18 protein-coding genes are annotated in these 22633 nt (G+C 56.9%); 7 read left to right on the forward strand and 11 right to left on the reverse strand.

Annotated features, from left to right (window positions below):
• Positions 1–3 precede the first annotated feature (3 nt).
• Genes DW56_RS12145 through DW56_RS12155 form a run of 3 tightly spaced genes read right to left on the reverse strand, consistent with a single transcriptional unit; the run spans position 4 to position 3472 of the window.
• Entirely contained in the window at positions 4–1155 is a 1152-nt protein-coding gene (locus tag DW56_RS12145) for a Gfo/Idh/MocA family protein (protein WP_024554565.1), read from the reverse strand.
• Positions 1152–2222 carry a sugar phosphate isomerase/epimerase family protein gene (locus DW56_RS12150; protein WP_024554564.1) on the reverse strand — a complete coding sequence of 357 codons (1071 nt, stop codon included), beginning with the start codon at positions 2220–2222 and terminating at the stop codon, positions 1152–1154. The genes DW56_RS12145 and DW56_RS12150 overlap by 4 nt, the downstream gene beginning before the upstream one ends.
• 20 nt (positions 2223–2242) lie before the next feature.
• Complete coding sequence (locus DW56_RS12155) at positions 2243–3472, reverse strand: MFS transporter (RefSeq protein WP_029589820.1); 1230 nt, start codon at positions 3470–3472, stop codon at positions 2243–2245.
• A 344-nt stretch (positions 3473–3816) separates the two neighbouring features.
• Between DW56_RS12155 and DW56_RS12160 the strand changes: the two genes are divergently transcribed.
• Positions 3817–4371 carry a hypothetical protein gene (locus DW56_RS12160; RefSeq protein WP_024554562.1) on the forward strand — a complete coding sequence of 185 codons (555 nt, stop codon included), beginning with the start codon at positions 3817–3819 and terminating at the stop codon, positions 4369–4371.
• A 78-nt stretch (positions 4372–4449) separates the two neighbouring features.
• Here DW56_RS12160 and DW56_RS12165 read toward each other — a convergent pair whose 3' ends face one another.
• Complete coding sequence (locus DW56_RS12165; RefSeq protein WP_024554561.1) at positions 4450–4749, reverse strand: hypothetical protein; 300 nt, start codon at positions 4747–4749, stop codon at positions 4450–4452.
• Between the two features lie 315 nt (positions 4750–5064).
• Between DW56_RS12165 and DW56_RS12170 the strand changes: the two genes are divergently transcribed.
• Both DW56_RS12170 and DW56_RS12175 read left to right on the forward strand, forming a co-directional pair.
• Entirely contained in the window at positions 5065–5442 is a 378-nt protein-coding gene (locus DW56_RS12170; protein ID WP_024554560.1) for a hypothetical protein, read from the forward strand.
• Between the two features lie 572 nt (positions 5443–6014).
• Positions 6015–7274 (forward strand): amino acid permease, encoded by a 1260-nt coding sequence (locus tag DW56_RS12175; protein ID WP_024554559.1) that lies wholly within the window; start codon positions 6015–6017, stop codon positions 7272–7274.
• 78 nt (positions 7275–7352) lie between these two features.
• On the opposite strand, the gene DW56_RS21710 is transcribed toward DW56_RS12175, so the two are convergent.
• Together DW56_RS21710 and DW56_RS12185 are read right to left on the reverse strand one after the other, a co-directional pair.
• The gene (locus tag DW56_RS21710; protein ID WP_024554558.1) at positions 7353–7712 is read right to left on the reverse strand and encodes a CaiF/GrlA family transcriptional regulator; all 360 of its coding nucleotides are present in this window, start codon (positions 7710–7712) and stop codon (positions 7353–7355) included.
• Between the two features lie 297 nt (positions 7713–8009).
• Positions 8010–10853: an autotransporter outer membrane beta-barrel domain-containing protein gene (locus tag DW56_RS12185; protein ID WP_024554803.1), complete on the reverse strand. Its 2844-nt coding sequence runs from the start codon at positions 10851–10853 to the stop codon at positions 8010–8012.
• A gap of 710 nt (positions 10854–11563) precedes the next feature.
• Here DW56_RS12185 and DW56_RS12190 point away from each other — a divergent pair.
• Together DW56_RS12190 and psrA are read left to right on the forward strand one after the other, a co-directional pair.
• Entirely contained in the window at positions 11564–12400 is an 837-nt protein-coding gene (locus DW56_RS12190) for an alpha/beta fold hydrolase (protein ID WP_024554804.1), read from the forward strand.
• Positions 12401–12684: 284 nt separating this feature from the next.
• The gene (psrA, locus tag DW56_RS12195; RefSeq protein ID WP_024554805.1) at positions 12685–13584 is read left to right on the forward strand and encodes an L-proline-binding transcription factor PsrA; all 900 of its coding nucleotides are present in this window, start codon (positions 12685–12687) and stop codon (positions 13582–13584) included.
• Here the strand turns inward: psrA and DW56_RS12200 are convergent.
• Both DW56_RS12200 and tcuC read right to left on the reverse strand, forming a co-directional pair.
• Positions 13559–14281: a substrate-binding domain-containing protein gene (locus DW56_RS12200; RefSeq protein ID WP_081711358.1), complete on the reverse strand. Its 723-nt coding sequence runs from the start codon at positions 14279–14281 to the stop codon at positions 13559–13561. The genes psrA and DW56_RS12200 overlap by 26 nt on opposite strands.
• 88 nt (positions 14282–14369) lie before the next feature.
• Positions 14370–15677, reverse strand: a complete 1308-nt coding sequence (gene tcuC / locus DW56_RS12205; protein ID WP_024554807.1) for an MFS transporter — start codon at positions 15675–15677, stop codon at positions 14370–14372.
• Between the two features lie 377 nt (positions 15678–16054).
• Between tcuC and leuA the strand changes: the two genes are divergently transcribed.
• On the forward strand, positions 16055–17713 hold the full coding sequence (gene leuA / locus DW56_RS12210) for a 2-isopropylmalate synthase (protein ID WP_029589821.1): 1659 nt from the start codon (positions 16055–16057) through the stop codon (positions 17711–17713).
• Here the strand turns inward: leuA and DW56_RS12215 are convergent.
• From DW56_RS12215 to DW56_RS12225, 3 genes are all read right to left on the reverse strand, one after another.
• Positions 17710–18474 (reverse strand): AraC family transcriptional regulator, encoded by a 765-nt coding sequence (locus DW56_RS12215; protein WP_024554809.1) that lies wholly within the window; start codon positions 18472–18474, stop codon positions 17710–17712. The two genes, leuA and DW56_RS12215, sit on opposite strands and share 4 nt — an antisense overlap.
• A gap of 353 nt (positions 18475–18827) precedes the next feature.
• Positions 18828–19787, reverse strand: coding sequence for a sensor domain-containing diguanylate cyclase (locus DW56_RS12220; protein ID WP_024554810.1), 960 nt, complete (start codon positions 19785–19787; stop codon positions 18828–18830).
• Positions 19788–19999: 212 nt separating this feature from the next.
• Positions 20000–21400 carry an MFS transporter gene (locus tag DW56_RS12225; protein WP_024554811.1) on the reverse strand — a complete coding sequence of 467 codons (1401 nt, stop codon included), beginning with the start codon at positions 21398–21400 and terminating at the stop codon, positions 20000–20002.
• Positions 21401–21533: 133 nt separating this feature from the next.
• Between DW56_RS12225 and DW56_RS12230 the strand changes: the two genes are divergently transcribed.
• Complete coding sequence (locus tag DW56_RS12230; RefSeq protein WP_024554812.1) at positions 21534–22472, forward strand: LysR family transcriptional regulator; 939 nt, start codon at positions 21534–21536, stop codon at positions 22470–22472.
• Positions 22473–22633: the final 161 nt, after the last annotated feature.

Raw genomic sequence — 22633 nt, forward strand, 5'->3', positions numbered from 1 at the left:
CGTTCAGTACGCGACCTTCACCCAGCGCTGCTGCTGATGGCTGCGCATAATCGCCTCCACTACCGCCATCACCTGCGCCCCGTCGTGAAACGTCGCAAAGTTCGCTTCGCCCCGGGCTGGCATCCGCCCTGCCTCTACCGCCTGGTAAAAAGCCTGCATCATGGCGCGAAACGCATCCGGCCAGCCTTCGATATGGCCGCCCGGGAAGCGCGCCCGCGCCGCGACCGCTTTGTTCAGCAAAGCAGGATCGTCAGAGAGAAGCTGGTTGGGCTGATGGCGATGCCCCACCCACATCTGCTGCGGCACTTCCTGGTCCCATGCCAGCGAGGCTGCGCTGCCGTTCACCTCCAGGCTAAGACGGTTCTTGCGACCCGCCGCCACCTGCGACACGCTGAAGCTGCCTTTTGTGCCATCGTCAAAACGCAACAGCACAAAGCCCAGATCTTCCGTCGTCACTGGCTTTTCTTCATAGCGCGCTTCCTGCTGCCCTGCGCCGAAGGTCGTTGTTGCCTGCGCGTTTTTCTTGCGGGTCGGCCAGACGATAGCGAGGTCCGCCATCACCTCGACAATTTTACGCCCGGTAATGAACTGCACGGTGTCGCACCAGTGCGAACCGATATCCGCAACGGTGCGCGACGCGCCGCCCTTGCCGGCTTCCACCCGCCAGTTGTAGTCCGTTTCCTCCAGCATCCAGTCCTGTAAATAGCTGCCCTGCGCCGAGAAAAGGCGGCCAATTTCGCCGTTTCGCACCATGCTCGCCGCCTGCTGCACCATGGCGAACTGGCGGTAGACGAAGCTGACGCCGTGCGCCACGCCCGCCAGTTCGGCCAGTTGCACCAGCTCCTGCGCCTCTTCCACGGTAATGCAGAGCGGTTTTTCCGAGAAAACATGCTTACCCGCCTGGATAATCTGGCGGTTGATCGCCGCATGCAGATGGTTTGGCGTGCAGTTATGCACCGCATGCAGTCCGGGATGTTGCAGAAACGCCGCCACGTCGCTGTAGGCATGGGGAACATGAAGCTGCGCCGCATGCGCCTGCGCGCTCGCCGGGTTTGAATCGCAGAGGGCGACCACCGAGACGTTGCCGAGGCGGCGGAGCGCCTCAATATGCGCCGGGCCGATAAAACCGGCGCCGATAATACCGACGTTGATCATCTCACGCCTCCTTTATCCAGCCCGAGCTGCGCGCGCACCCGCTCTTCATCCCCTGCCTGCGCCGCAAAATCATCAAAGGCGCGATCGGCCACGGGAATGATATGGCGGCGGATAAATTCCGCCCCTTCGCGCGCGCCGGTGGCGGCATCTTTCAGGCAGCACTCCCATTCCAGCACCGCCCAGCCGTCGTAGTCGTACTGCGCAAGCTTGCTGAAAAGGGTTTTGAAATCAATCTGCCCGTCGCCCGGCGAACGAAAGCGGCCTGCCCGGTCAATCCAGCGCTGATAGCCGCCATAGACCCCGCTGCGGCCATTGGGCAGATATTCCGCATCCTTTACGTGAAACGCCTTGATACGCTGGTGGTAGATATCAACAAACTGCGAATAATCAATATGCTGCAAGTGTAAGTGGCTGGGATCAAACAGAATGCTGGCGCGCGGATGGTGCGCAACGCCTTCCAGGAAACGTTCAAACGTCACGCCGTCATGTAAATCTTCCCCCGGATGAATTTCATAACAAAGATCCACGCCGTGCTCGTCAAAGCAGTCGAGGATGGGCCGCCAGCGGCGGGCCAGTTCGGCGAAGGCTTCGCTTAACAACTGCGGGTTATGCGGCGGCCAGGGATAGACGTAAGGCCAGGCCAGCGAGCCGGAAAAGGTCGCGTGCGCCCGAAGCCCCAGCTTTTGCGAGGCCGCCGCCGCCTCTTGCAACCGCCCGATAGCCCACTGCGTGCGGCTGGCGCTGTTTCCCCGCACCGCGGACGGCGCAAAGTTATCAAAGGCGATGTCGTGGGCCGGGTGCACCGCCACCAGCTGCCCCTCCAGATGGGTGGAGAGCTCACTGATGACAAGCCCATGCTGCGCAAGCTTACCCGCCACTTCATCACAATAGGTCTGGCTCGCTGCCGCCTGGCTCAGGTCAAAAATAGCCGGGTGGTTGCAGGGAAGCTGCAACGCTTTATAGCCGAGTTCAGCCGCCCATGCCGCCAGCCCCTCAAGCGTAGTAAATGGCGCCTGCGCGCCAATAAACTGCGCAAGAAAAATGCCCGGTCCTTTTATTGTTTTCAAAACCACCTCCTGAAGCAGGATCAATCCCGATATTTAAAGGTAAAGAAGAAGAGAACGGCGATAGCGGCGGCGGCAATCGCCGGGATCCACCAGAACAGCGCCCAGTTTTCTGCGGTCGCCTGCCCCGCCACCAGATTGTTGTAGAGCGCGCCGGAAATTTGCGAGCCGAGCAGCATGCCGATGCCGTAGGTGAACATCACCACCATGCTCTGCGCCTGGCCTTTAACCTGCTCGCCCGCCACGCGGTCGGTATAGATAAAGCCCACCACGAAGAAGAAGTCGTAACAGATGCCGTGCAGCAGGATGCCGAGCAGGATCAGCGTGCGCGTCTCATCACCCATGCCCATGGCGAACAGCGCATAGCGCACAAACCAGGCGAACATGCCAATCAGCAGCATGTACTTCACGCCGAGACGGCGAAACAGCAGCGGGATCACCAGCATGAAGAAGATTTCCGACATCTGGCCGAAGGACATCAGCGTGCTGACATTCTCCACGCCCGCATCGGCAAGCCAGGAAGCGGTAAAGGCATAATAGGTTCCCAGCGGAACGGAAATGAGCGTGGCGCAGAGCGCGAAGATGAAAAAGTGGCGGATCTTCATCAGCGCGAAAGCGTCGGCGCAAAACATATCGCGCACTTTAAACGGCAGCCCTTTTGCCGGCGCGGGGGTATGCGGCAGCGTCAGGCTGTAAATGGCGAGAATGACGGAACAGACGGCGGCGAGCGAAAAAATGGTCACGCTTGCGGCAATGCCGGTAAAGCCGATAAACACGCCTGCGGCGATCCAGCCGATGGTGCCGAACACGCGCACCACCGGAAAGCTCTTCTCGCTGTTCGCGAGGCTATGAAAGGCGATGTTATTGGTCAGCGCCAGCGTCGGCATGTAGCAGAGCGTGTAGCCAAACAGCAGCGCTATCAGCAGCACGCCGTTCTGGGCGACCATCGCCTGCGGCACAAACCACAAAATCACCGCGCCCATCAGGTGCATCACTGCCAGCACTTTTTGCGACGGGAAAAAGCGGTCCACCAGCATTCCCAGTACAAAAGGCGAAAGGATCGAGGCGATAGGCCCGGCGGAGAACGCATCGCCAATCAGCAGCGACATGTTGTGCTGAGTCATGACCAGTCCCAGGGTGACGGACCAGCTTCCCCAGATAAAAAACTGTATGAACATCATTAAAGACAACTGCGGGACCAGCATGCGATGGGTCATCACCGCGTTTTTAGTGCTTTGCGTTGCAGTCACCATAAAAGCCTCACAGAGGAAAGTAATCGATTACAAAACCATTGCACGGTAAAAGTAATCGATTACTTTTAACCCCGTCGTCGCTTTGATCACAATTTTTAAACATCGTCAAAAGCGTTGTTGTCAGGCCGCGACGGCACGCACACTGGCCGCAAAAACGCGGCTGCGACAAAACGAGGCGTGAATAAAAGCGACAGACTATCCAGGCGAGCGTTGCAACATAAGGGCGCCCCTGCCTCCTTAAAAAGGCGGCTTTTCTCTGCCAGGCACGCTGTTAAACTGGCCGGAATTAACAACGCCGGCAGGCCAGCCGGCTCATTTTCATATAACCAAAAGAGCAAAAAGAAATGCAAAAAAAAGGGCTATGGGGAACGCTTTCAGAATATCTGGTTTCGGTATTGTGCTTTGGGTTGCTGGTTTATTTAGACGTTAACGTGGTGGCGCTATGGCGGTCAGAATGCAACCTGGATGAAAGAGCGTATCTGGTTATTTTTTTCATGAACCTTATGCTTCTGATGGTCATGTTACTCCCTTTAATCAGTCATTATGTGGGTAAAATCAACAACGAAAAATTAAGCGCTTTTCTGGGGCTATCCCCTGGAGATGAAAAAATTACTTATCTCGTTTTTTACGACTTCCTGAGCGGTCTGGCGCTTTCCGCTTTTTATCTTTCGGTGCTCATCTATACCCTTAAGGGGGTATTTGAGGCTACCGGCTGGTTTATCACCGGTTTATATCTGGTGGTCATGTATATTATTTGCATCTATTTAGGCGTAATGGCGCTGATTAAATTTATCTGGACCTTCAGGAAATTAAATAAAGTGGCGTATGGCATTGTGGCGTTAACGGCATCCGCCATTACGCTATCCATTATCGATGTCGCCATGAAGATGGTTTCATGATGTCTCAGCAATAACCCGAATGGCCTGTCTGGCATGCGGATCAGCGTGATGAGCCGGGATCGCGTCCCGGCATAAGCTTTATTGACCGCCGCTTTTTTGCCAGTGCTGTTCGCAGCGTTCGCGGGCTTCGGCTTTCAGGTCGCGCAGCTCCGGCAGGCTGTCGCTGGTGCCGTAATCCATGGTGCTGCTCGCTTCTTCCTGCTCCTCTTTCACCGCAAAGTTCAGCGTTTCATTCTGTTTCTGCCAGTCGCCGCCGTTTTGCTCATAAATCAGCGCGTAAGCGGGCGTCTTTTCGTCATCGCCGTAAATTTCATATTTGCGGGTCGGCGCGCCTTCAGGACCAAACTGTAGCGTATCGATAAGTTTTGCATCAGCCATCGTTCTCTCCTCTTTGGTTAAGAGTAAGGGTAGCGTAAAGCGCGCAAAGCTGCGGCGGTCGTGACTTTTCTCCGGCTGTTTTCACCCGCTTTCCCTCTCCCTTCTGCAATGTTGAAGGCGATAGTAACGATAGGCATAAACTTTCAATGGTTTTATGGAAAAACCACACATTTAAACTAAGTTAATTTTAAGCGCGAATTTTTAACGCTACAGCACGGCAGCGAAAGCCGCTTTTCGCCCTCTTCCTGCTGAGCCGTTTCGCTTTTTTGCGCCATTTTGACCAACTTAATTAAACAAAAAAAACAAAGGAGCGTTATGGATTGGAAAATTGTTGATACTCTGGCAAGTCCGGATACGGGGTCGTTCTTCTCAATTGCCCAAACGGCTAAGAGCCTGAAGCTTATCTTATGGTGCAAAGGCGACTACTTTTTGCAGCAGGGCAATACGTTGACAACCGCGGCGCAGGGTCTGGTTGTTAACGGCAAAACACGCAACATCACGGTTATTCACGCCTCGCCTTATAACCCGCAGATATGGCGGAATTTATTGCAGAAGACCGGGTGCCCCGGAAATTCAAAAGACGCGACAGGGCCCTGTTCAGCAGATAAAAAATGCCTCTTTTCGCTCTGCCCTTACGGTTTGCGGGAATATAAGCCGCAGCAGGAGCAACCGGGGCAGTTGCACAGCGGGTAATAACTCAAAGCGGCGGGCGGGGAAAAAGGAACCAAACACGAACCCCCGCTCAGAAAACGCGTTTACACAACTCGCTTACATTCATGTTAATGAACTGATAAAAAATAAGAGCGTGAACCCGTTATTTGTCTGCTGATGCGAATTCACATAATGCCGTTTGCCCTGGTTAATTAACCAAACCAGACTATTGAATTCGCAACGCTCTATTTTTGCTTATCTGAATGAAATAACCGTGACGGTAATGTCTGGCCCACTATCCTGTTTGTTCAATTCTTAAACGCACTCTTTTATTTTTTTACGTTGTGCTGCGCAAAATCCGCCTGGATCGCGCCAGTTGATATTCAAAAAAAGCGGTTGCGCCCGGGCCGTTATTTGCTCTGAGATTTTACTTACCCGGGACGATGCCCCTATAATGCGCCCCTTTCTGTAACGGCAATGACAGTTAACTAAAATTTGCCAAGCCGGATTACCCCGCTTCTGTGCTATGGAAGCTATCCGGATGCGGCATAACAAGCGCTTCGTACGGAAAAAGTCACAGCAATTCTTTAACCACACCAGAAAGCGACGTAATTATGATTTCGGCAACACAAAGCAAGCGCGAAGAGGCAGTCCAGCCGGGCTGGAAATGGCGGGACAATGTCTGGGCGCTGGGGCTTTACGGCACCGCCGTAGGCGCAGGCACGTTATTTCTTCCGGTAGAAATCGGCACCCAGGGGCCGGTGATTTTTCTGATGATGCTGCTGGCCGGTCTGCCGCTCTCGCTGATGCCGCACCTGATGCTGTGCCGCGTCTATATGAAAGAGCAGCCGACGGCGGACTCTTCGCTGCCGATTTTCGGCTCCTTTTTTAAAGGCAAAGGGGAGCTTGCGATCATGCTCTTTTACTGCCTGGCTTTTTTCCCGGTGACGCTGGTTTTCGGCGTGGCGCTGGTTAACGCGCTGGATAATTACCTCAGCGCCCATTTGCATACCGGCCATCTTTCCCGCGGCCTGCTGTCGTTTATTGTGGTCGCCGCTATTTACGCGGTGCTGAGCAAAGGGCGCGACAAAGTGGTGGGCACCATGAGCGCGCTGGCGCTGCCTTTCGCCGCCTCGATTCTGCTCATCGCCCTGCTGCAAATTCCGCACTGGAATATGGCGAACCTTGCAGGCGTTATGACCAAAGCGCATGCGGCGCCGCTGTCGGAAACGTTAAAGAGCATCTGGCTGACGCTGCCGCTTATCACCTTTTCTTTCTGCTGCGCGCCAATGGTCTCTCCGCTCACCTCCTATTACCGCGAGCGGGAAGCGGAAGGCGAGCGTAAAGCGCTGTTTGTTATTCGCATCGCCTATGGCGCCATTTTCTTCAGCATTCTCTTTTTTGTGCTGAGCTGCGTGCTGAGCATTCCCCATGAAAGCTTCGCCCAGGCCAAAGCGCAAAACCTGAATGTGCTGTCGGTGGTGTCGGCGGAAGGCTCACGCCTGGTGTATCTGCTGGCGCCGTTTATCGCTATTGTCGGCATGACCAAATCATTTCTCGGCGTCGGCCTTTCAGTTACCGAAACATTCGCCCAGCTGATAACGGAAGCCTCCGGCCTGAAGGGCGCAGGCGGCAAACGCGCGGCGTATCTGATTATGTTCGCCCTCACCTTCGGCATCGTTTACGCTAACCCGAATGTGATTACCCTGATTGAAACTTTCTGCGGGCCGCTCATCGCCATTATTTTGTTTCTTATCCCGGCCTGGCTTATTTATACCCGCACGGAACTGCGCGAACTGCGCGGCGTGAAAACCGCCATTATCGCCATCGCGGGCGTGGCGACGCTCTCCGCCCTGCTCTACTCCATGGTGTGATCGCCTGCGATTAAAAAAAGCCCCTCAACGAGGGGCTTTTTTTTATAGCGTGAGCGTAAGTAATCGTTTGCGCAGAGGTTACGCGCCAGGCTTACCCTGGCCAGCAGCCGTAACCGGCGCTGGCTCAACCGACAGGATGCGCAGCACCAGCAGGTGGTGGCCGCCCCGGGCAGGAATTTTGCGATGCTGAAACGTGATGTCGTTTCCTTCATAGCGATGGCAAATGTAATGAAGGATATCGCTGGCGCGTCGCAAATCTATCTGAAAGGCCTGGCTTACCTCTGTGCGGGTAAACTCGCTGCCTCTGATTAACCCCCACCAGGCCACCGCTCTGTAGAGCGGTAAATTTCTCAGATGGCGAATCTCCTGCGGTATTAAGAAACAACCATGGTTACTTTGCTTTCCCTTGCTAATCCATGTAGAAGGCTGCTTATTCATATTAAAGACCCAATCGTCAATGTACGGATAAAAACGCAAAGCTCACCCTTGCTTTGCGCCGCGATAAACCAGGCCACATTTATCCTGAAATTTAACGCGGTTTATTTGATCCATATTTATTTTGAATCTGTAGAAAAAAAGACAGTTGTAACTCTCTTTAGCGACGCGGCGTCCTCTGTAAAAGAGTGCTGCCAGATATGAAATAACACGTTTAGTGAAAACGCCACGGCGCTGTCGATGATAACGGCCGGGCAAACGCCCCCCGCGATGGTTGCCGGAACGCGGAGGGCATCAGGCTCAGAACAGCACTTTCAGACCCAGCACGGCCTGCGTATCGCTATAGCCGTTATCGCCAATTTGCTGGCCCACGTTGCCCCACAGATGCAGCCGGGTGTTCACTTTGGCCTCTACCCCCGCCCTGAGCTCCGCCAGGTTTCTGGCGCCATCCACTTCACTGCGTGTTTCAGACATTGAGATGGCATAGTTTCGCGTATTGTGCAGCCAGTTAGCCTCAACGAAGGGCTGGAACAGCCGCCCCGTGCCTTCATCACGCCGAGCGTGTCCGCGCAGATACGCTTTCACCCCCAGACGGCTTTGCAGGTTGCCTTTATCGTCATTATGAATGCGGGTGCCATTCGCTTCCCGGTGTTCGTCGGCGGAAACGCCCATCCAGGTTAATTGCGCCTGAGGTTGCACCCAGTAGCTGCGCCCTGGCTTTTCGGCCAGCTTAAAGGCATGGCCGACTTCAACAGAGGCGGTGACCCCACGGGAGCGATATTTTTCCTCGGCTATCTGCTCGCCTTTGACCGTATTGTCAAACCAGTTATAAAGCATCCAGAGATCCACATAGCTGCCGCTTTTATCTGCTTCATCGGCAAACCAGGTGCCGTACAGGCCCGCACTGTAGCCGGAAACCGTACCGTCGGCCTGATAATGCGAGACGTTTGAACGCGTGTTGCTCTGGCTGTTGGCGTAGCCGACCATCACCCCCAGGTGCCAGCGGTCCGCCAGGGTTGAACTCCACTGCGCCAGGTCGCCGCCCAGCTGGACGACATAGCGGTTGCTCTGCGTGCGCAACTGACCCGAGCTGTCGCGAAAGCGGGTGTGACCGCCGACATTTCGCAGCCACAGGCTGGTTACCTTCGTTTCGCCAGTAAGGGGATCAATATATTCTGTCTCTCCCAGACGATCGTACAACCGGGTTGAAAACAGGGTGTTGGCCGCCATTTTGTTAGCCAGATAAGCGCCCGCCTCCGGGCGATACACGGCCTGACTGGCGGGCTTCGCCGCAGGATCCGGGTCGACCTGCGGGTCAGGCTGTTCGGGATCTTGCGCCGCGGGCGCAGGTGTATCCTCAGGGTCTGCTTCCGGTTCCTGTGCCGGTTGAGGCAGCGGATCGACGTCTGGCTGCGGTTCTTCTTCAGGGGTCCAGGTGTTGGTTAAATACCAGTGATTCGAATCCGGGATCGCCGCCCCCTCCGTCTGCGCGCCGCGAAGCAGCGCATAATCATAGGCGCCAGCCACCAGGCGCCCGTCTGCGACAAATTCGCCCTCTGACGCGCCGTCAACCTGCACCACCCGCGCGCCATTCAGATCGCTGACGCTGGCAGTCCCTAACGCATTCAGCCTGACTCGCGTGGCGCCGGATGTGTCGCCCTTAACATGCAGCTGGTTAACCACCCCTTTCTGCTGCGCTTCATCTTCTGCGGCGTTCAGGATAAGCAGGCCGTTATCGCCGATATAATCCCCGCTTACGGTGAGCACGCCGCCCGCAAGCGACAGGTCATCCCGGCCAGAGTCCGGGCTGCCAAAGCTCAACGTCCCGGCAAGCGACAGCGACTTGATTTGCTGGCTATAACCGTTGAGATCGAGCGTCCCCCCGCTGCCCACCGTAAAGTCTGAGTTAGCGCTAAAGGCGGTCGTGCTCCCGGCGCGAAGGGTGCCGTTACTGACGGTGGTGTTACCTGTCCAGGTATTGTTGACCCCGCTGAGCAGCGTGGTGCCAGGGCCTTCGTGATTGACCTCACCGTAGCCGTAGATGCGTGCGCTGAGGGCGTAATCGTCACTGTTGTGGTTAAAGTTCAGCAAGGCGGTGCCGTCATGGTTTTTCGTGTCGCCCAAAAAGAGCAACGGCGTTTCGATATACCCCGCCTGCTGCGCCGCTTCGACCTGCCTGGCGCCGATATTCACCACGCCGGTGCTTCCCGTGCCGATACCGACCCAGATATAGCTACTGGCTGTGACGGTGGCGCCGTTGCTGACGGTCAGCATCCCTTTGGCATCGTTCGTGGCAGCCTGGTGTCCTCCCAGCAGCAGGCTGGTTCCCACTTCCAGAAGGGAACCGGCGCCATCCACGTTTACCACGCCGTTGCCTTTCAGGTTATTCAGGTTCGTTTTCCCGATATAGCCGATATTCATGTGTTGCGTGGTGAAAAGCTGGCCGCCATTGAGAATATCAAGCGTCCCTTCGCCCTGATCGCCCACCACTGCCCAGCCGGTGCTGACGGAAGAACCGTTACCGTCGATAACGACCTTTCCTTTCGCCCCGGCGTTATACTCGCCGATGCGAAACTCTTTTATTCCGCTGATCTGGCTGCCCTTCTCCACCAGCAACCGACCGTCGCCATTGTTGGTGCCCAGCACCAGGTTGCCGGTGCCTACCACCCATTTCGCGCCATTCGTTAACCGCACCGAGCCGGTGCTTCCCCGGCCAATGGAGCCAGTGGAGGACTGGATCTGCTGGCCATCGATCGTGAGCGCGCCATCGGTCGTGCTGCCCACGGTCAGGCTTTTAACATTAGCCCAGCCTGTACTGATAGTGTCGTCAGCGGACAACACAACTTCGTCGTTGTTATTAATCACAACGTCGCTGGCAGCCCCGTCAGACGGCAATGAAGAAGAGAGCTGCGAGCCGCGGACAGAATAAGAGGTCTTACTTTCTGCGCATAACCCGGACGATTCGCTGACGCAGGGCGTCTCTTGCGCAAGCACGCTTCCTGGCGCCATAAGCCCGGTGGTGGCGAGCAGTAAGCCCGGGATGACAGGCAATGTCGCCGGGCGTTTTAGCGACGCCCGCAGAGGAACCGCCGCAAACCGGTGGCGATATTTATTTTTTAAAAAAACCGCTTGAGTACTTTTCATGAATAATCCTCCTGATTATCGGCTTCATACTGATTAATGACTACGGGTAATCTTTTGTTGCAGAATATAAGCAATATTAATTTATTTATTTCGGCCCCAGCGAATAAGCCACCAGTTTGTTGCGCAATATTAAACAGGCAAAGAAAATAATTAAGTTAATCCTTAAAAAGTAATTCAGCGCATTGACGGACTGGTGCTGTCGTTCATTAAATGGAGTGTTTTTAACGTGAATTTTCGGGAGTCACATAAGATTTATCTTTCTGCTTCAACCTGTTAAATGGAGAAAACGTTGAAGCCACGAAGCCCCGCTAAACGCGCCTCATCTCTGCTTTAAAGTAGACGGAATAAACCTAAGCGCTGCGGTTAAGATTTTCTGACGAAAAAGGCTGGCTCCCGGGCTGCCAGTCTCTGCTACAGCCAGAGATTAAGCCTGAACGGCGAAATGAGGACGGTAATATAAAAAGAGGCAGCGGCTTGCCTTTCTCAGGTAGATAAGCCAGAAAGCTAATAACAATGCGTGAGCGAATAACATGTCAATCCCCGGAAAGTTGGCATTTCACCCATCAGCACCCCCTTAATTTTCATCCGCAAATTGATTTAGAAGCGTCTTACTACATAATTTATTTGCAACAACCGAGACTTATATTCTTGCCTGCACGTTTCACGCAGGTCATTCCAAACACGCATCAGCATCTGTCAGGAGTATCCTTATGAGCTTTATAACCACCCAAGACGGCGTTGACATTTTTTATAAAGACTGGGGCGCAAAAGAGGCGCAGCCCATTATGTTCCATCACGGCTGGCCGCTCTCTTCGGACGACTGGGATGCGCAGATGCTTTTTTTCGTAGCCAAAGGCTACCGGGTTGTGGCCCATGACCGCCGCGGTCATGGCCGCTCCGCCCAGGTCCCGGAAGGCCACGATATGGATCATTACGCGGCGGATGCCTTTGCCGTGGTGGAAGCCCTGAATCTGAAAAACGTTATTCATATCGGCCACTCCACCGGCGGCGGCGAAGTGGCGCGCTACGTCGCAAAATTTGGTCAGCCTTCCGGCCGCGTGGCTAAAGCCGTACTGGTTTCCGCCGTACCGCCGCTGATGGTTAAAACCGAAGCGAATCCTGAGGGGTTACCGCTGGAGGTGTTTGATGGTTTTCGCGCCGCGCTGGCGGCTAACCGCGCGCAGTTCTTCCGCGATGTGCCTGCCGGCCCGTTCTACGGCTTCAACCGGGACGGCGCCACCGCTCAGGAGGGGGTTATTCAGAACTGGTGGCGTCAGGGGATGATGGGCAGCGCGAAGGCGCATTATGAAGGGATAAAGGCCTTTTCGGAAACCGACCAGAGCGACGATTTAAAAGCCATAGAAGTGCCGACGCTGGTGCTGCACGGCGATGACGATCAGATTGTGCCGATTGGCGCGTCGGCGCATAAATCCATCACGCTTCTGAAGAACGGCACCCTGAAAACCTATCCGGGTTTCTCTCACGGGATGCTGACCGTTAACGCGGAAGTACTGAACGCCGACCTGCTGGCGTTTATCGAGAAATAAGGCTTATCCGGGAGGCGGAAATTATCCGCCTCCCCTTTACAGCAACCGCTTTATAACACGCCTGAGGCGCCCTGCCCGGGCTTCTTTTATCGCCGCTTTATAGCGAAAACGGCGAATGCCCCCCTGTCTGCGTCGCGCCTTCGGCATAATTGTTATTTTTATGTAGCAAGGGCGTTAAATCATAAAACTTTTTAACCCTTCCTCTGGTATAACAGGCTATGCCGCGCCCGCAGAGAGGGCCGGCGAAAGGAGAACGAGGTTTATACAGCAATAAGGACAGTGTTATGCCGGTGAATGTTGACCTGAACGATCTTTACGCGTTTCGGGCGCTGGTGGAGTATGGCAATTTCCGTATGGCGGCGGAGTCTATCTGCCTTTCGCAACCCGCGCTCAGCCGACGCATTGATAAGCTGGAGACAGCGCTGGGGCTGAAGCTCTTTGAACGCACTACCCGGCGCGTCACGCTGACGCTTAAAGGACAGGCTTTCGCCGAGCGTTCCGGCCAGTTGCTGGCGGATTTCGAAGCGGTGATGGCGGATCTCAGCGAAGTTAGCTTAGCCCGCACCGGACTGATTACCGTCGCCTGCGTGCCGTCTGCCGCGTACTATTTTATGCCGAACATTATCAGCCGCTTCCAGGCCCGCTATCCTCGCGTGCGCGTCAAGCTTATCGACAGCAGCGCAGGCAACGTTTACGACTCGGTCGTGGGCGGCCAGGCGGATTTCGGCATTAGCTTTTCCGCCCTCTCCCAGCCCGATATCGACTTTCTGCCGCTGCGCAACGATAACTACGTCGCCGCCTGCCGGCGCGAGCACCCCATCGCCGGGAAAAAAAGCCTGACCTGGCGTGAATTTTATACTCATGCCTGGGTGGGGCTTGATAAAACGTCAGGCAACCGCAACCTGCTTGACCACGCGCTCGAGCATCTGGTGCCCGAGCGGCCCAGCATCTGCGAAACCCGTCATGTGACGACCATGCTCGGCATGGTTGAGGCGGGGCTGGGCATTGCCGCCGTTCCTGCCATGTCGATGCCGCAGTCTGAACACTCCGCCCTGACGAAAGTGGTGCTGACCGAGCCGGTGGTTACGCGAACGGTGGGCCTGCTCAGGAAAAACGGCCGCGTGCTCTCCCATGTGGCGCAGGAGCTTGAAACGATGATTATTGAACAGTATCGCGCGCTCTGACGCCCTGCTTAGCCTCTACCCCGTGCAGCCCGGTCGCCTGCACCACCTTTCGCACTTCTGCCGAGGATAAATAGCGCAGCAGCGCGGCGGCTTTTTCAGGCTCATCCGAAGTTGCCGTCACCGCGCCGGCAAACCGGGTAGTGTACTGCACGCTTTCAGGCAACTCGCCAATGAACGTGGCGCCAGGCACCGGCAACAGCTCGCTAACCTGCTGAAAGCCGAGGGCATACTGCCCTTTGGCGACCACGGAGGCGACCGGGATCCTGTCCACCCGATGCGCTTTTTCGTTAACCTGGTTTTCGATCCCAAGCCGCCGGAACAGGTGCTCACTGACATAGCGGCCGCTGGCGCTGTCGGAATAGGCTATCGAGCGGGCGTTGAGCAATGCGGCGCGTAGCGCATCTTCAGTGTTAATGCTGACCGGCTTTGTGCCCTTTTTTATCACCGCGCCGATGCGGGAATCCGCCAGCTCAACCCGTGAACCGGGCAACGTTTTGCCCTGCTCTTCCAGCTTTTGCAGCGCGCTGCCGACCATAATCACCACATCGGCTTGTTCTCCCCGCGCAAGCCTCGCCGGGATCGCCTGCGGGGTATCCCCCATTGAGGGGCCGGACACGGTCGATAGCGTAATGCCTTCCCGCGCCGCAAAACGTGGGGCGAGGGTTTCCCAGGCGGCTTTGAATCCGCCGGAGATCATAACAGTCAGCGTTTTCGCCTCAAGCGCCGCGCTCCAGGCAACGGCGAAAATACACGCGAAGGCAGGCCAAAATTTCACGTTTATCTCCTTAGCCGAACGTTTTGCGCGCGTGCTGAAGCGGCGCGGCGCGATGGCGGTATAAGTAGAGCGTCGCCAGCAATGCGCAGAGGGCGGCAAAACTCATCCAGTAGCCCGGCGACGCTTTATCGCCTGTGTATTCAATCAGCGCGGTAGACATGACTGGCGTGAACCCGCCGAAAACCGCTGTCGCGAGACTGTAGGCCAGCGAAAACCCTGCCACTCGCACCTCGCCCGGCATAATTTCGGTAAGCGCCGGGATCATCGCGCCGTTATACAGCCCGTAGATAAAGGAAAGCCACAGCAGCACGCCCAGCATCATGTAAAAGCCCGGCGCGCCTGCCAGCAAGCTCAGCGCCGGATACGAGGTGGCCAGCGCCAGCAGCGTCATCGCCACCAATACCGGTTTACGGCCAAAGCGGTCAGACAACGCGCCGCCCACGGGTAACCAGAAGAAATTGGAAACGGCGACCAGCAGCGTAACCAGCAGGCTGTCAGAGGCGCTGAGCATCAGCACTTTTTTGCCGAAGGTCGGCGCATAGACTGTTATCAGGTAAAACGCCGTGGTGGTCATCGCCACCATCAACATGCCGGCAATCACTACCTGCCAGTTTTTCAGCAGCGTAGTAAACACCTGCCCCATGCCTGGATGGCTTTTGCGCGCGCGGAATTCCTGGGTTTCTTCCAGCTTGCGGCGAAGAAGAAAAATAAACGGAACAATCAGGCAGCCGAAAAGAAACGGGATCCGCCAGCCCCATTCCCGAATGGCGGTCTCTTCAAGCAGGGCGTTAAGCGCGAAGCCCATCGCCGCCGCCACCATAATCGCTACCTGCTGGCTGCCAGACTGCCAGCTGGTGTAGAACCCTTTGCGCCCAGGCGTGGCGATTTCCGCCAGATAAACCGATACGCCGCCCAGTTCCGCGCCTGCGGAGAACCCCTGCAACAGGCGCCCGGTCAGCACCAGTAAAGGCGCCCAGAGGCCGATGCTGGCATACGAAGGGATCAGCACGATAAGAAACGTGCCGGTCGCCATAATCGACAGGGTGACAATTAACCCCTTACGTCTGCCCACTTTGTCAATGTACGCTCCCAGCATCACTGCGCCGACAGGACGCATTAAAAAGCCCGCCCCGAAAACCGCGAACGTCATCATCAGCGAAGCAAACTCGCTGCTGGCGGGAAAGAAGGTATGCGCAATGTAGGTGGCGTAAAAGCCGAACAGAAAGAAATCGAATTGCTCAAGAAAATTGCCGGAGGTAACGCGCAAAATAGCGCCGGCTCGTGCCCGTGACGTTAAAGGTAAGGAAGCGGTTTGCATTTGAGTCTCCATTATTCATGACGCTTTTGCTGCGCCTGCTCTGAAGACTGGACCAGCGTTGCGCAGTTAATAAGTGCAATAAATCAATGGACTCATGCGCAGGCTGCATTAATAACTGCTTTCTTCGCGTAAATCTCTTTGCCTACAATTGTTTACGTTGACTGACGCAGCCTTAAGCCAGCGGTTGTAAGGAGTAACAGCTTTTCGGTTTTGTGACGACATTCATAACGATAATAAGCAAAAATGTAACTAAAACGTTAATTAATGGAGTTATCCAGAGCGTCACGTTGTCCAGTTTAAACAATCTGTTGTCCAGCCCGATAAAGCGCGTTGCGCGGCGGCCCAGCAAAATAGCCTGACGTTAAGAGGAGATAATCATGCTGAGCCATCCGGAAAACAAATACCGTTCTTATCCTCCCCTCAGCCTGCCCGACCGCAGCTGGCCGGAGAGGCAAATTACTTGCGCGCCGCGCTGGCTTTCTACCGATCTGCGCGATGGCAACCAGGCGCTGGCTGAGCCGATGGACGGCAAGCGCAAGCGCCTGTTCTGGGACTTACTGCTCAAGTGCGGTTTTAAGGAAATTGAAGTGGCCTTCCCCTCGGCTTCGCAAACCGATTTCAACTTTGTCCGTCAGTTAATTGAGGAAAAAGCGATCCCTGACGATGTTACCCTTCAGGTGCTTACTCAGGCGCGAGAAGATCTGATTCTGCGCACTTTCGAGTCGCTGCGCGGGGCGAAACGCGCCACCCTGCATCTTTATAACGCCACTGCGCCGCTCTTCAGGCGGCTGGTGTTCGGCATGGAAAAACAGGAAGTCGTCGCCCTGGCGGTAAAAGCCACGGCGCTGATACGCCAGCAGTGCGAACTGCATCCTCAAACCTTCTGGCAGTATGAGTATTCGCCGGAAACGTTCTGCTTTACCGAACCGGCGTTTGCGCTGGAGATCTGCGAAGCCGTGGCGGATGTCTGGGAGCCATGCGCGGCGCGCCCGATGATTGTGAACCTGCCCGCCACGGTGGAAGTGAGCACGCCCAACGTTTACGCCGACCAGATAGAGTATTTCTGCCGCCATTTTACCCGGCGTAATGAGGTGTGTATTAGCGTTCATCCGCATAACGATCGCGGAACGGGCGTAGCCTGCGCGGAGCTGGCGATAATGGCGGGCGCCGACCGGGTTGAGGGCTGTTTATTCGGCAACGGCGAACGTACTGGAAATGTGTGCCTGGTGACGCTGGCGATGAATATGTACAGCCAGGGCATTAGCCCCGGCCTCGCCTTTCATGATATGCCTAAAGTGGTTGAGGTGGTCGAAAGCTGCAACCAGCTGCCGGTGCATCCGCGCCATCCCTGGGCGGGTAGTCTGGCCTATACCGCGTTTTCCGGCTCGCATCAGGATGCGATTAAAAAAGGTTTTGACGCCCGTAAAGCGGGCGACCGCTGGGAGATGCCTTATCTGCCCGTCGATCCGCAGGATATCGGATGCAGCTATGAAGCCGTCATCCGGGTCAACAGCCAGTCCGGGAAAAGCGGCAGCGCCTGGCTTATTGAACAAAACCATGGCCTGACGTTGCCCCGCGCTTTACAGCAGGACTTCAGCCAGCATGTGCAGCAGGAAACGGACAGTCACGGTCGCGAAATGACCCTGAATGCGCTGTGGCAGCTTTTTCGCACGCGCTACGGGCTGGTGCCCCAACCGCCGCTTGCGCTTCTTGACTACAAAAGCGAAAGCCAGCAAAACGGCCAGATTAAGCTTGAGGCGACGCTGGCCGTCAGGGGCGAAACAAGGAAAATCGCCGGGTACGGCAACGGCCTGCTTTCCGCCGCCGCCAGCGGTCTGGCGCGGCTCCTGGGGCAGCCGCCGGTAATAAAAGACTATCACGAGCATACGCTTGGCGAGCGCAGCGACAGCCGCTCCGTGGCGTATATTCGCTGCCAGTCAGCCGACGGCGTCACCCGCTGGGGTGTGGGCATCGACAGCGACGTGTCGCGCGCCTCTTTGCAGGCGCTGCTTAACGCCGCCAGGCAGGAAGATTAATCGTTGTGAAAATAGTCGCTGGGTGAAACGCCCATCACCCGGCGAAACATGGCGGTGAACGCGCTGTGGCTGCCATACCCCAGCTCCAGCGCAATCGTCAGCACTGGCTGCCCCTGCGCCAGACGAATTAACGCCTCCATCAGCCTTGCCCGCCTTGTCCATTCGTTCCAGGTCAGCGCGGTTTGCTGCTGAAAATGGCGGTTTAACGTGCGCTCGCTCATATTAACAAACCGGGCGGCGCGCTGGCTGGACCATGATTCAGCAGGCCGCGCCCGCATGGTCTGGCAAAGCTCGCGCAGGATCGCCGTTTGCGGATCGGCCAGACCAAACGGCAACACCGCCATTCCTCGTATTTCATCCAGAATAAGCTCGTAAATACGCTCGTCGCGACTGCCGCTGGCATAGCGTTCCGCAAGCGCAAGCGAGGCCACGATAAGCTCGCGCAGCAGCGCGGAGATCTGCACAATCTGGCAAACAGCGGGAAGATCGGCCCGTGCCAGCGGATCGATAAACAGCGTTCTGGCGGCCACCTGACCGGTAATACGCAAGGCGTGGCGCGTACCCGCCGGCAGCCAGACGCCCCGGCCGGGCGGGATCACCCAGCAACCGCTCTGCGTATCAACGCGCACCACCCCGCTCAGGATATGCAAAAGCTGGGCGCAGTCATGCTGGTGCCAGGGCTCCGTGGCGCCATGCGCATAATCATGCGCGACAGGAACCAGAGGGCGATGCGTAAAAGAAAGCGAGGCGCTGGATTGCATAAAGTTAAGGGTACTGGCTGACTCGTTAAGTGATAAGGGTCTGTTGTGAATGACTCGCGTATATCCGTGGCTCAGTTATAGCAAAAAAGGCCGTGAAACCTAAGCGTCCGCGCCTGGACTGCTGAAACGGCTACGCCCTGACTGGCATGCTTTTCCTGGCCGCAGCGGCGGGCGGGCAAAGCGTTTGTCTGCCTTACCGTGGCGACAGGCGTCATTTTTCTTTACCGCTTACGCCGGTGTTCACGTTTAACGCCTTCAACCAGCCCGTCATCAAACGCTTTCACTTGCGGGCGCGCCGTGATGAATGCGCCAAGCCAGGCAAGCTGCCTTGCTTACTGTCGCGCCGCTGGCGGTTAACCGAGCTTTTTTCTGCGCTTCTCAGAGTACATCACGCTGTCGCTCTCTTTGATCATCTCCAGCAGCGAAGCATAGTTGCCTGAGTCGCGGTGGAGTATGCCGTAAGAGTAATTGATGTTGTAAGGTTTGCCGGCGCGCTGGTTGTGCGCCTCCATGCTTGCGCGCAGCTTGTGCAGGTAAGGCTGCGCGTCGCTTTCGCGGGTCAGAAACACGGCGAATTCATCGCCGCCAAGCCGCCCGGCGATATCTTTTGGCCCCAGATGCTGGCGCAACTGGGCCGAGAAAACTTTCAGCACCTCGTCGCCTTCGGCATGCCCCCACAGGTCGTTGATGGGTTTGAATTTATCCAGGTCGAAATAGATGATGCTGAAAGGTTCGGCATTCGCTTTAAACGCGTTGAACCGCTTCTCGCCGCTGCGCAAGAAACCGCGGCGGTTAGGGATGCCGGTCAGGCTGTCGGTCATCGCAAGGCTTATCACGTGAAACTCATCTTCCACAATAAACGCCATATCTTTCAGCGTGGTGATGTCCTCATCGCTGAAATCGCGCGGCGTTGAGTCGATAAGACAGAGCGTGCCTACCACCGCGCCATCCGGCAGTCGCACCGGATACCCGGCGTAAAAGCGGATAAACGGCTCGCCGGTCACCAGCGGGTTATCGTGAAAGCGTTCATCAAGGCGGGCGTCGTTCACGATGAACGGCCCTTCCTGCAATATCGCATGCCCGCAAAACGAAACATCGCGCGTGGTTTCACGGGTGTTCAGCCCCTGGCAGGCCAGCAGCCACTGGCGGTCCCGGTCGAGCAGACTGATCAGCGCCACCGGCACCCGGAACAGCCTTTTCGCCACCCGCGTCAGGCGCTCAAAACGCTCGTCATCCCTGGTATCGAGCAGGTCAATCATATAGAGCGATTTCAAACGCTCTTCTTCGTTTTCAGGGATACCAGGAAATTTCATCTTCTACCTCTGAGTCAGGGGAATGCTTGCGTCGGCGCGTCTGAAGAGTCTCTGCCAGGCGATCCTCGTTCAGGCGACAAAGTAGCATACCTGTAGAAGCATTCAGGTGAAATATCGTTTTATATCCTCGTCATAATGTTGCGTCAGGCGCGCCTTTACCCCTTTGCGCGCCATGGCGTCCGGCTTGCTGATGAAGCCGCCCTCTCCCGTTTTTAGACCGCTTTGCGCTTTATCCGGCTGAGGCTGAACGCCAGCGCGACAAGCGTTGCCGCAACCGCCAGCCAGAGCGCTATCCGCACGCCCTGCTCTTCCTGAACGATCGCCCCTGAAGGCGCAAACGCCGCAAGGATAACCCCCACAAACGCGGCGCCCAGGCACTGGCCGAAGGTGCGCATAATGGCCAGCACACCTGAAGCATAACCGCTGTGTTCGCGCGAGGCGTTTGCCAGCATCTCCCGGTTATTCGGGCTCTGAAAAACGCCGAACCCCAGGCCACAAACCAGCCCACGCAGGCTGATATCCCAGCTGGCGGCGTTATCCGGCAAACTCGCCAGTAAAAACAGCCCAACGGCAAACAGACACAGCCCGGCGGTGGAGATAGCAGCCGGGGCGTAGCGGTCGGCAAGTCTTCCGGCCCAGGGCGCCACAAGGATAATGCCGACGGGCCAGGCGGTGAAAAGCAGCGCTGAGGTAAAAGCGCTGTAGCCGTAGATGTTCTGAAACAGAAACGGCAGCGCGACAAAGGTCATCCCCTGGCTGACAAACGAAGCCAGCGAGGTAAGCGCCGCCAGGGAAAAACGCGCAGAGGCGAAGAGTTGCAGCGGCAGCAGCGGTTGCGGCGCGCGGCGTTGTCGGCGCACAAAAGCCAGCCCCGCCACGACCGCCGCCAGCCCGTAAGCCAGCGCCACGGGCAGCGCCTGCCGGTGCGATAACGCATCGGACGCCATCACCACCGCCCCCAGCAGAGCTGCCGAATAGAGCGCGCCCGCAACGTCAAACGGCCCGCCGGACGTGATGCGCTTACCCGGTATAACGCGCAGGGCAAAAACCAGCGCAATAATGCCCGGAATAACGTTAATAGCGAACAGCCAGGGCCAGCCGAGCAACGCCAACAGCGCGCCGCCGAGCACCGGCGCAACGGCGGTGCAGGTTGCTATCAGCAACGCATTCAGACCGAGAATGCGCCCGAGCAGCCGGTTGGGAAACACCGAGCGCAAAATAGCCGGCGCAATACTGAGCGTGGCGGCGCCGCCGATGCCCTGCAAAATGCGCATAGCCACCAGCATCGTTAACGAAGAGGACAAGGCGCAGCCGAGGGAGGCGAGCGTAAACAGCGCCACGCCAAAGGCAAAAAGCGACCGGAATCCAAGCCTCGTCGCCAGGGCGGCGAAAATCGCCAGCGTCATGGCGGCGGAAAGCAAATAGCCGTTGGCGATCCAGACCGTTTGCGCGGCAGGCGCGTTCAGCGCCTGCGCCATTTGCGGCAGCGCAATGTTCACCATAGCGCCATCAAACACCGCCATGGTGGTGCTTATCATTACCGCGGTCATCGCCAGCGCACGCTCGCGGCCCGGCAATCCTTCATCCCCTGGCCGGTCGGTAAACAATTCCATAAGATCCTCTGCTGTTGTTTTTGCTTGCGTCTACTCTACTTGCAGTAGCATATAGGGCGGAAGGCGCAGCCATTGCAGTTATACAATGCAGCAAACGCCCTCTCTCACTCTTTCCGTAGGGAAACAAAACGCGATGAATGAACCGGACCTGAACCTGCTGGTCGCGCTTGACGTGTTACTCGCTGAAAAAAGCGTGGCGGCGGCAGCGCGGCGCCTGCGGCTGAGCGCATCCGCCATGAGCCGCACCCTGAGCCGCCTGCGTGAAACCACCGGCGACCCGCTGCTGGTGCGCGCGGGCCGCAACATGGTGCTGACGCCTTATGCCGAAGCCCTGCGTGAACGCGCGCAGGACGCCGTGCTGGAAGCCCGCGCGGTGCTGCGCCCTGCCTCGCCTGCGCTGGATATCGCCAGCCACAGGCAGGTGTTTACGCTTCGCGCCAATGACGGTTTTGTGGAAGCGTTCGGCCCGACGCTTATCGCCGAAGCGGCAAAAATAGCGCCCGGCGTGGTGCTGCGCTTTGCGCCCAAGCCTGAGAAGACCGACAAGCCGCTGCGCGAAGGCCGGGTCTGTCTTGAAATTGGCGTGCCGGGGGAAATGGGGCCGGAGATCCGCATGCAGATGCTGTTCCGTGACCGCTTTGTCGGCGCAGTGCGCCGCGCGCATCCGCTGGCGCGACAAGAGACCGTAAGCATTGAGCAATACACCCTGTGGGGGCATGTGATCGCCTCGCGCCGCGGACACGCCGCGGGGCCGGTGGACGAGTCGCTGGCCGAAGCGGGGTTGAGCCGTAACATCGCCGCCATCGTGCCGGGTTTCCCCGCCGCGCTGGCGGTGGCGCGCAAAACCGATTATATCGCCCTGGTTCCCGCCTCGTTTCTTCTCAACCCGGCTGTTGACGATACCCTGCACGTTTTCGCGCTGCCGGTAAAAACCGCGCCGATAACCATTTCGCAAATGTGGCACCCGCGAATGGAAGCGGACCCGGCGCACCGCTGGCTGCGGCAGTTTGTAAGAGAGAGTTGTCGGCAGTTGATGATGGGGGAGACCCGCCAGGCTTACCCTGATGAATAAAGATGTTTCAGCGCAGAGCTTATCTGATCTCCGGCCAACGCCTTTAGTCGTCAGGATGCGGCTCTTTTACCGAAACACTGTCGCCTGAAAATTTCGAACCGGTAACGATAATGTCGTCGTCATGGTGTGGCTGAGGGCCACATGTCGTGGCGACAGCTCGC

The sequence above is a fragment of the Franconibacter helveticus LMG 23732 genome (assembly GCF_000463115.2).
Taxonomy (GTDB): domain Bacteria; phylum Pseudomonadota; class Gammaproteobacteria; order Enterobacterales; family Enterobacteriaceae; genus Franconibacter; species Franconibacter helveticus.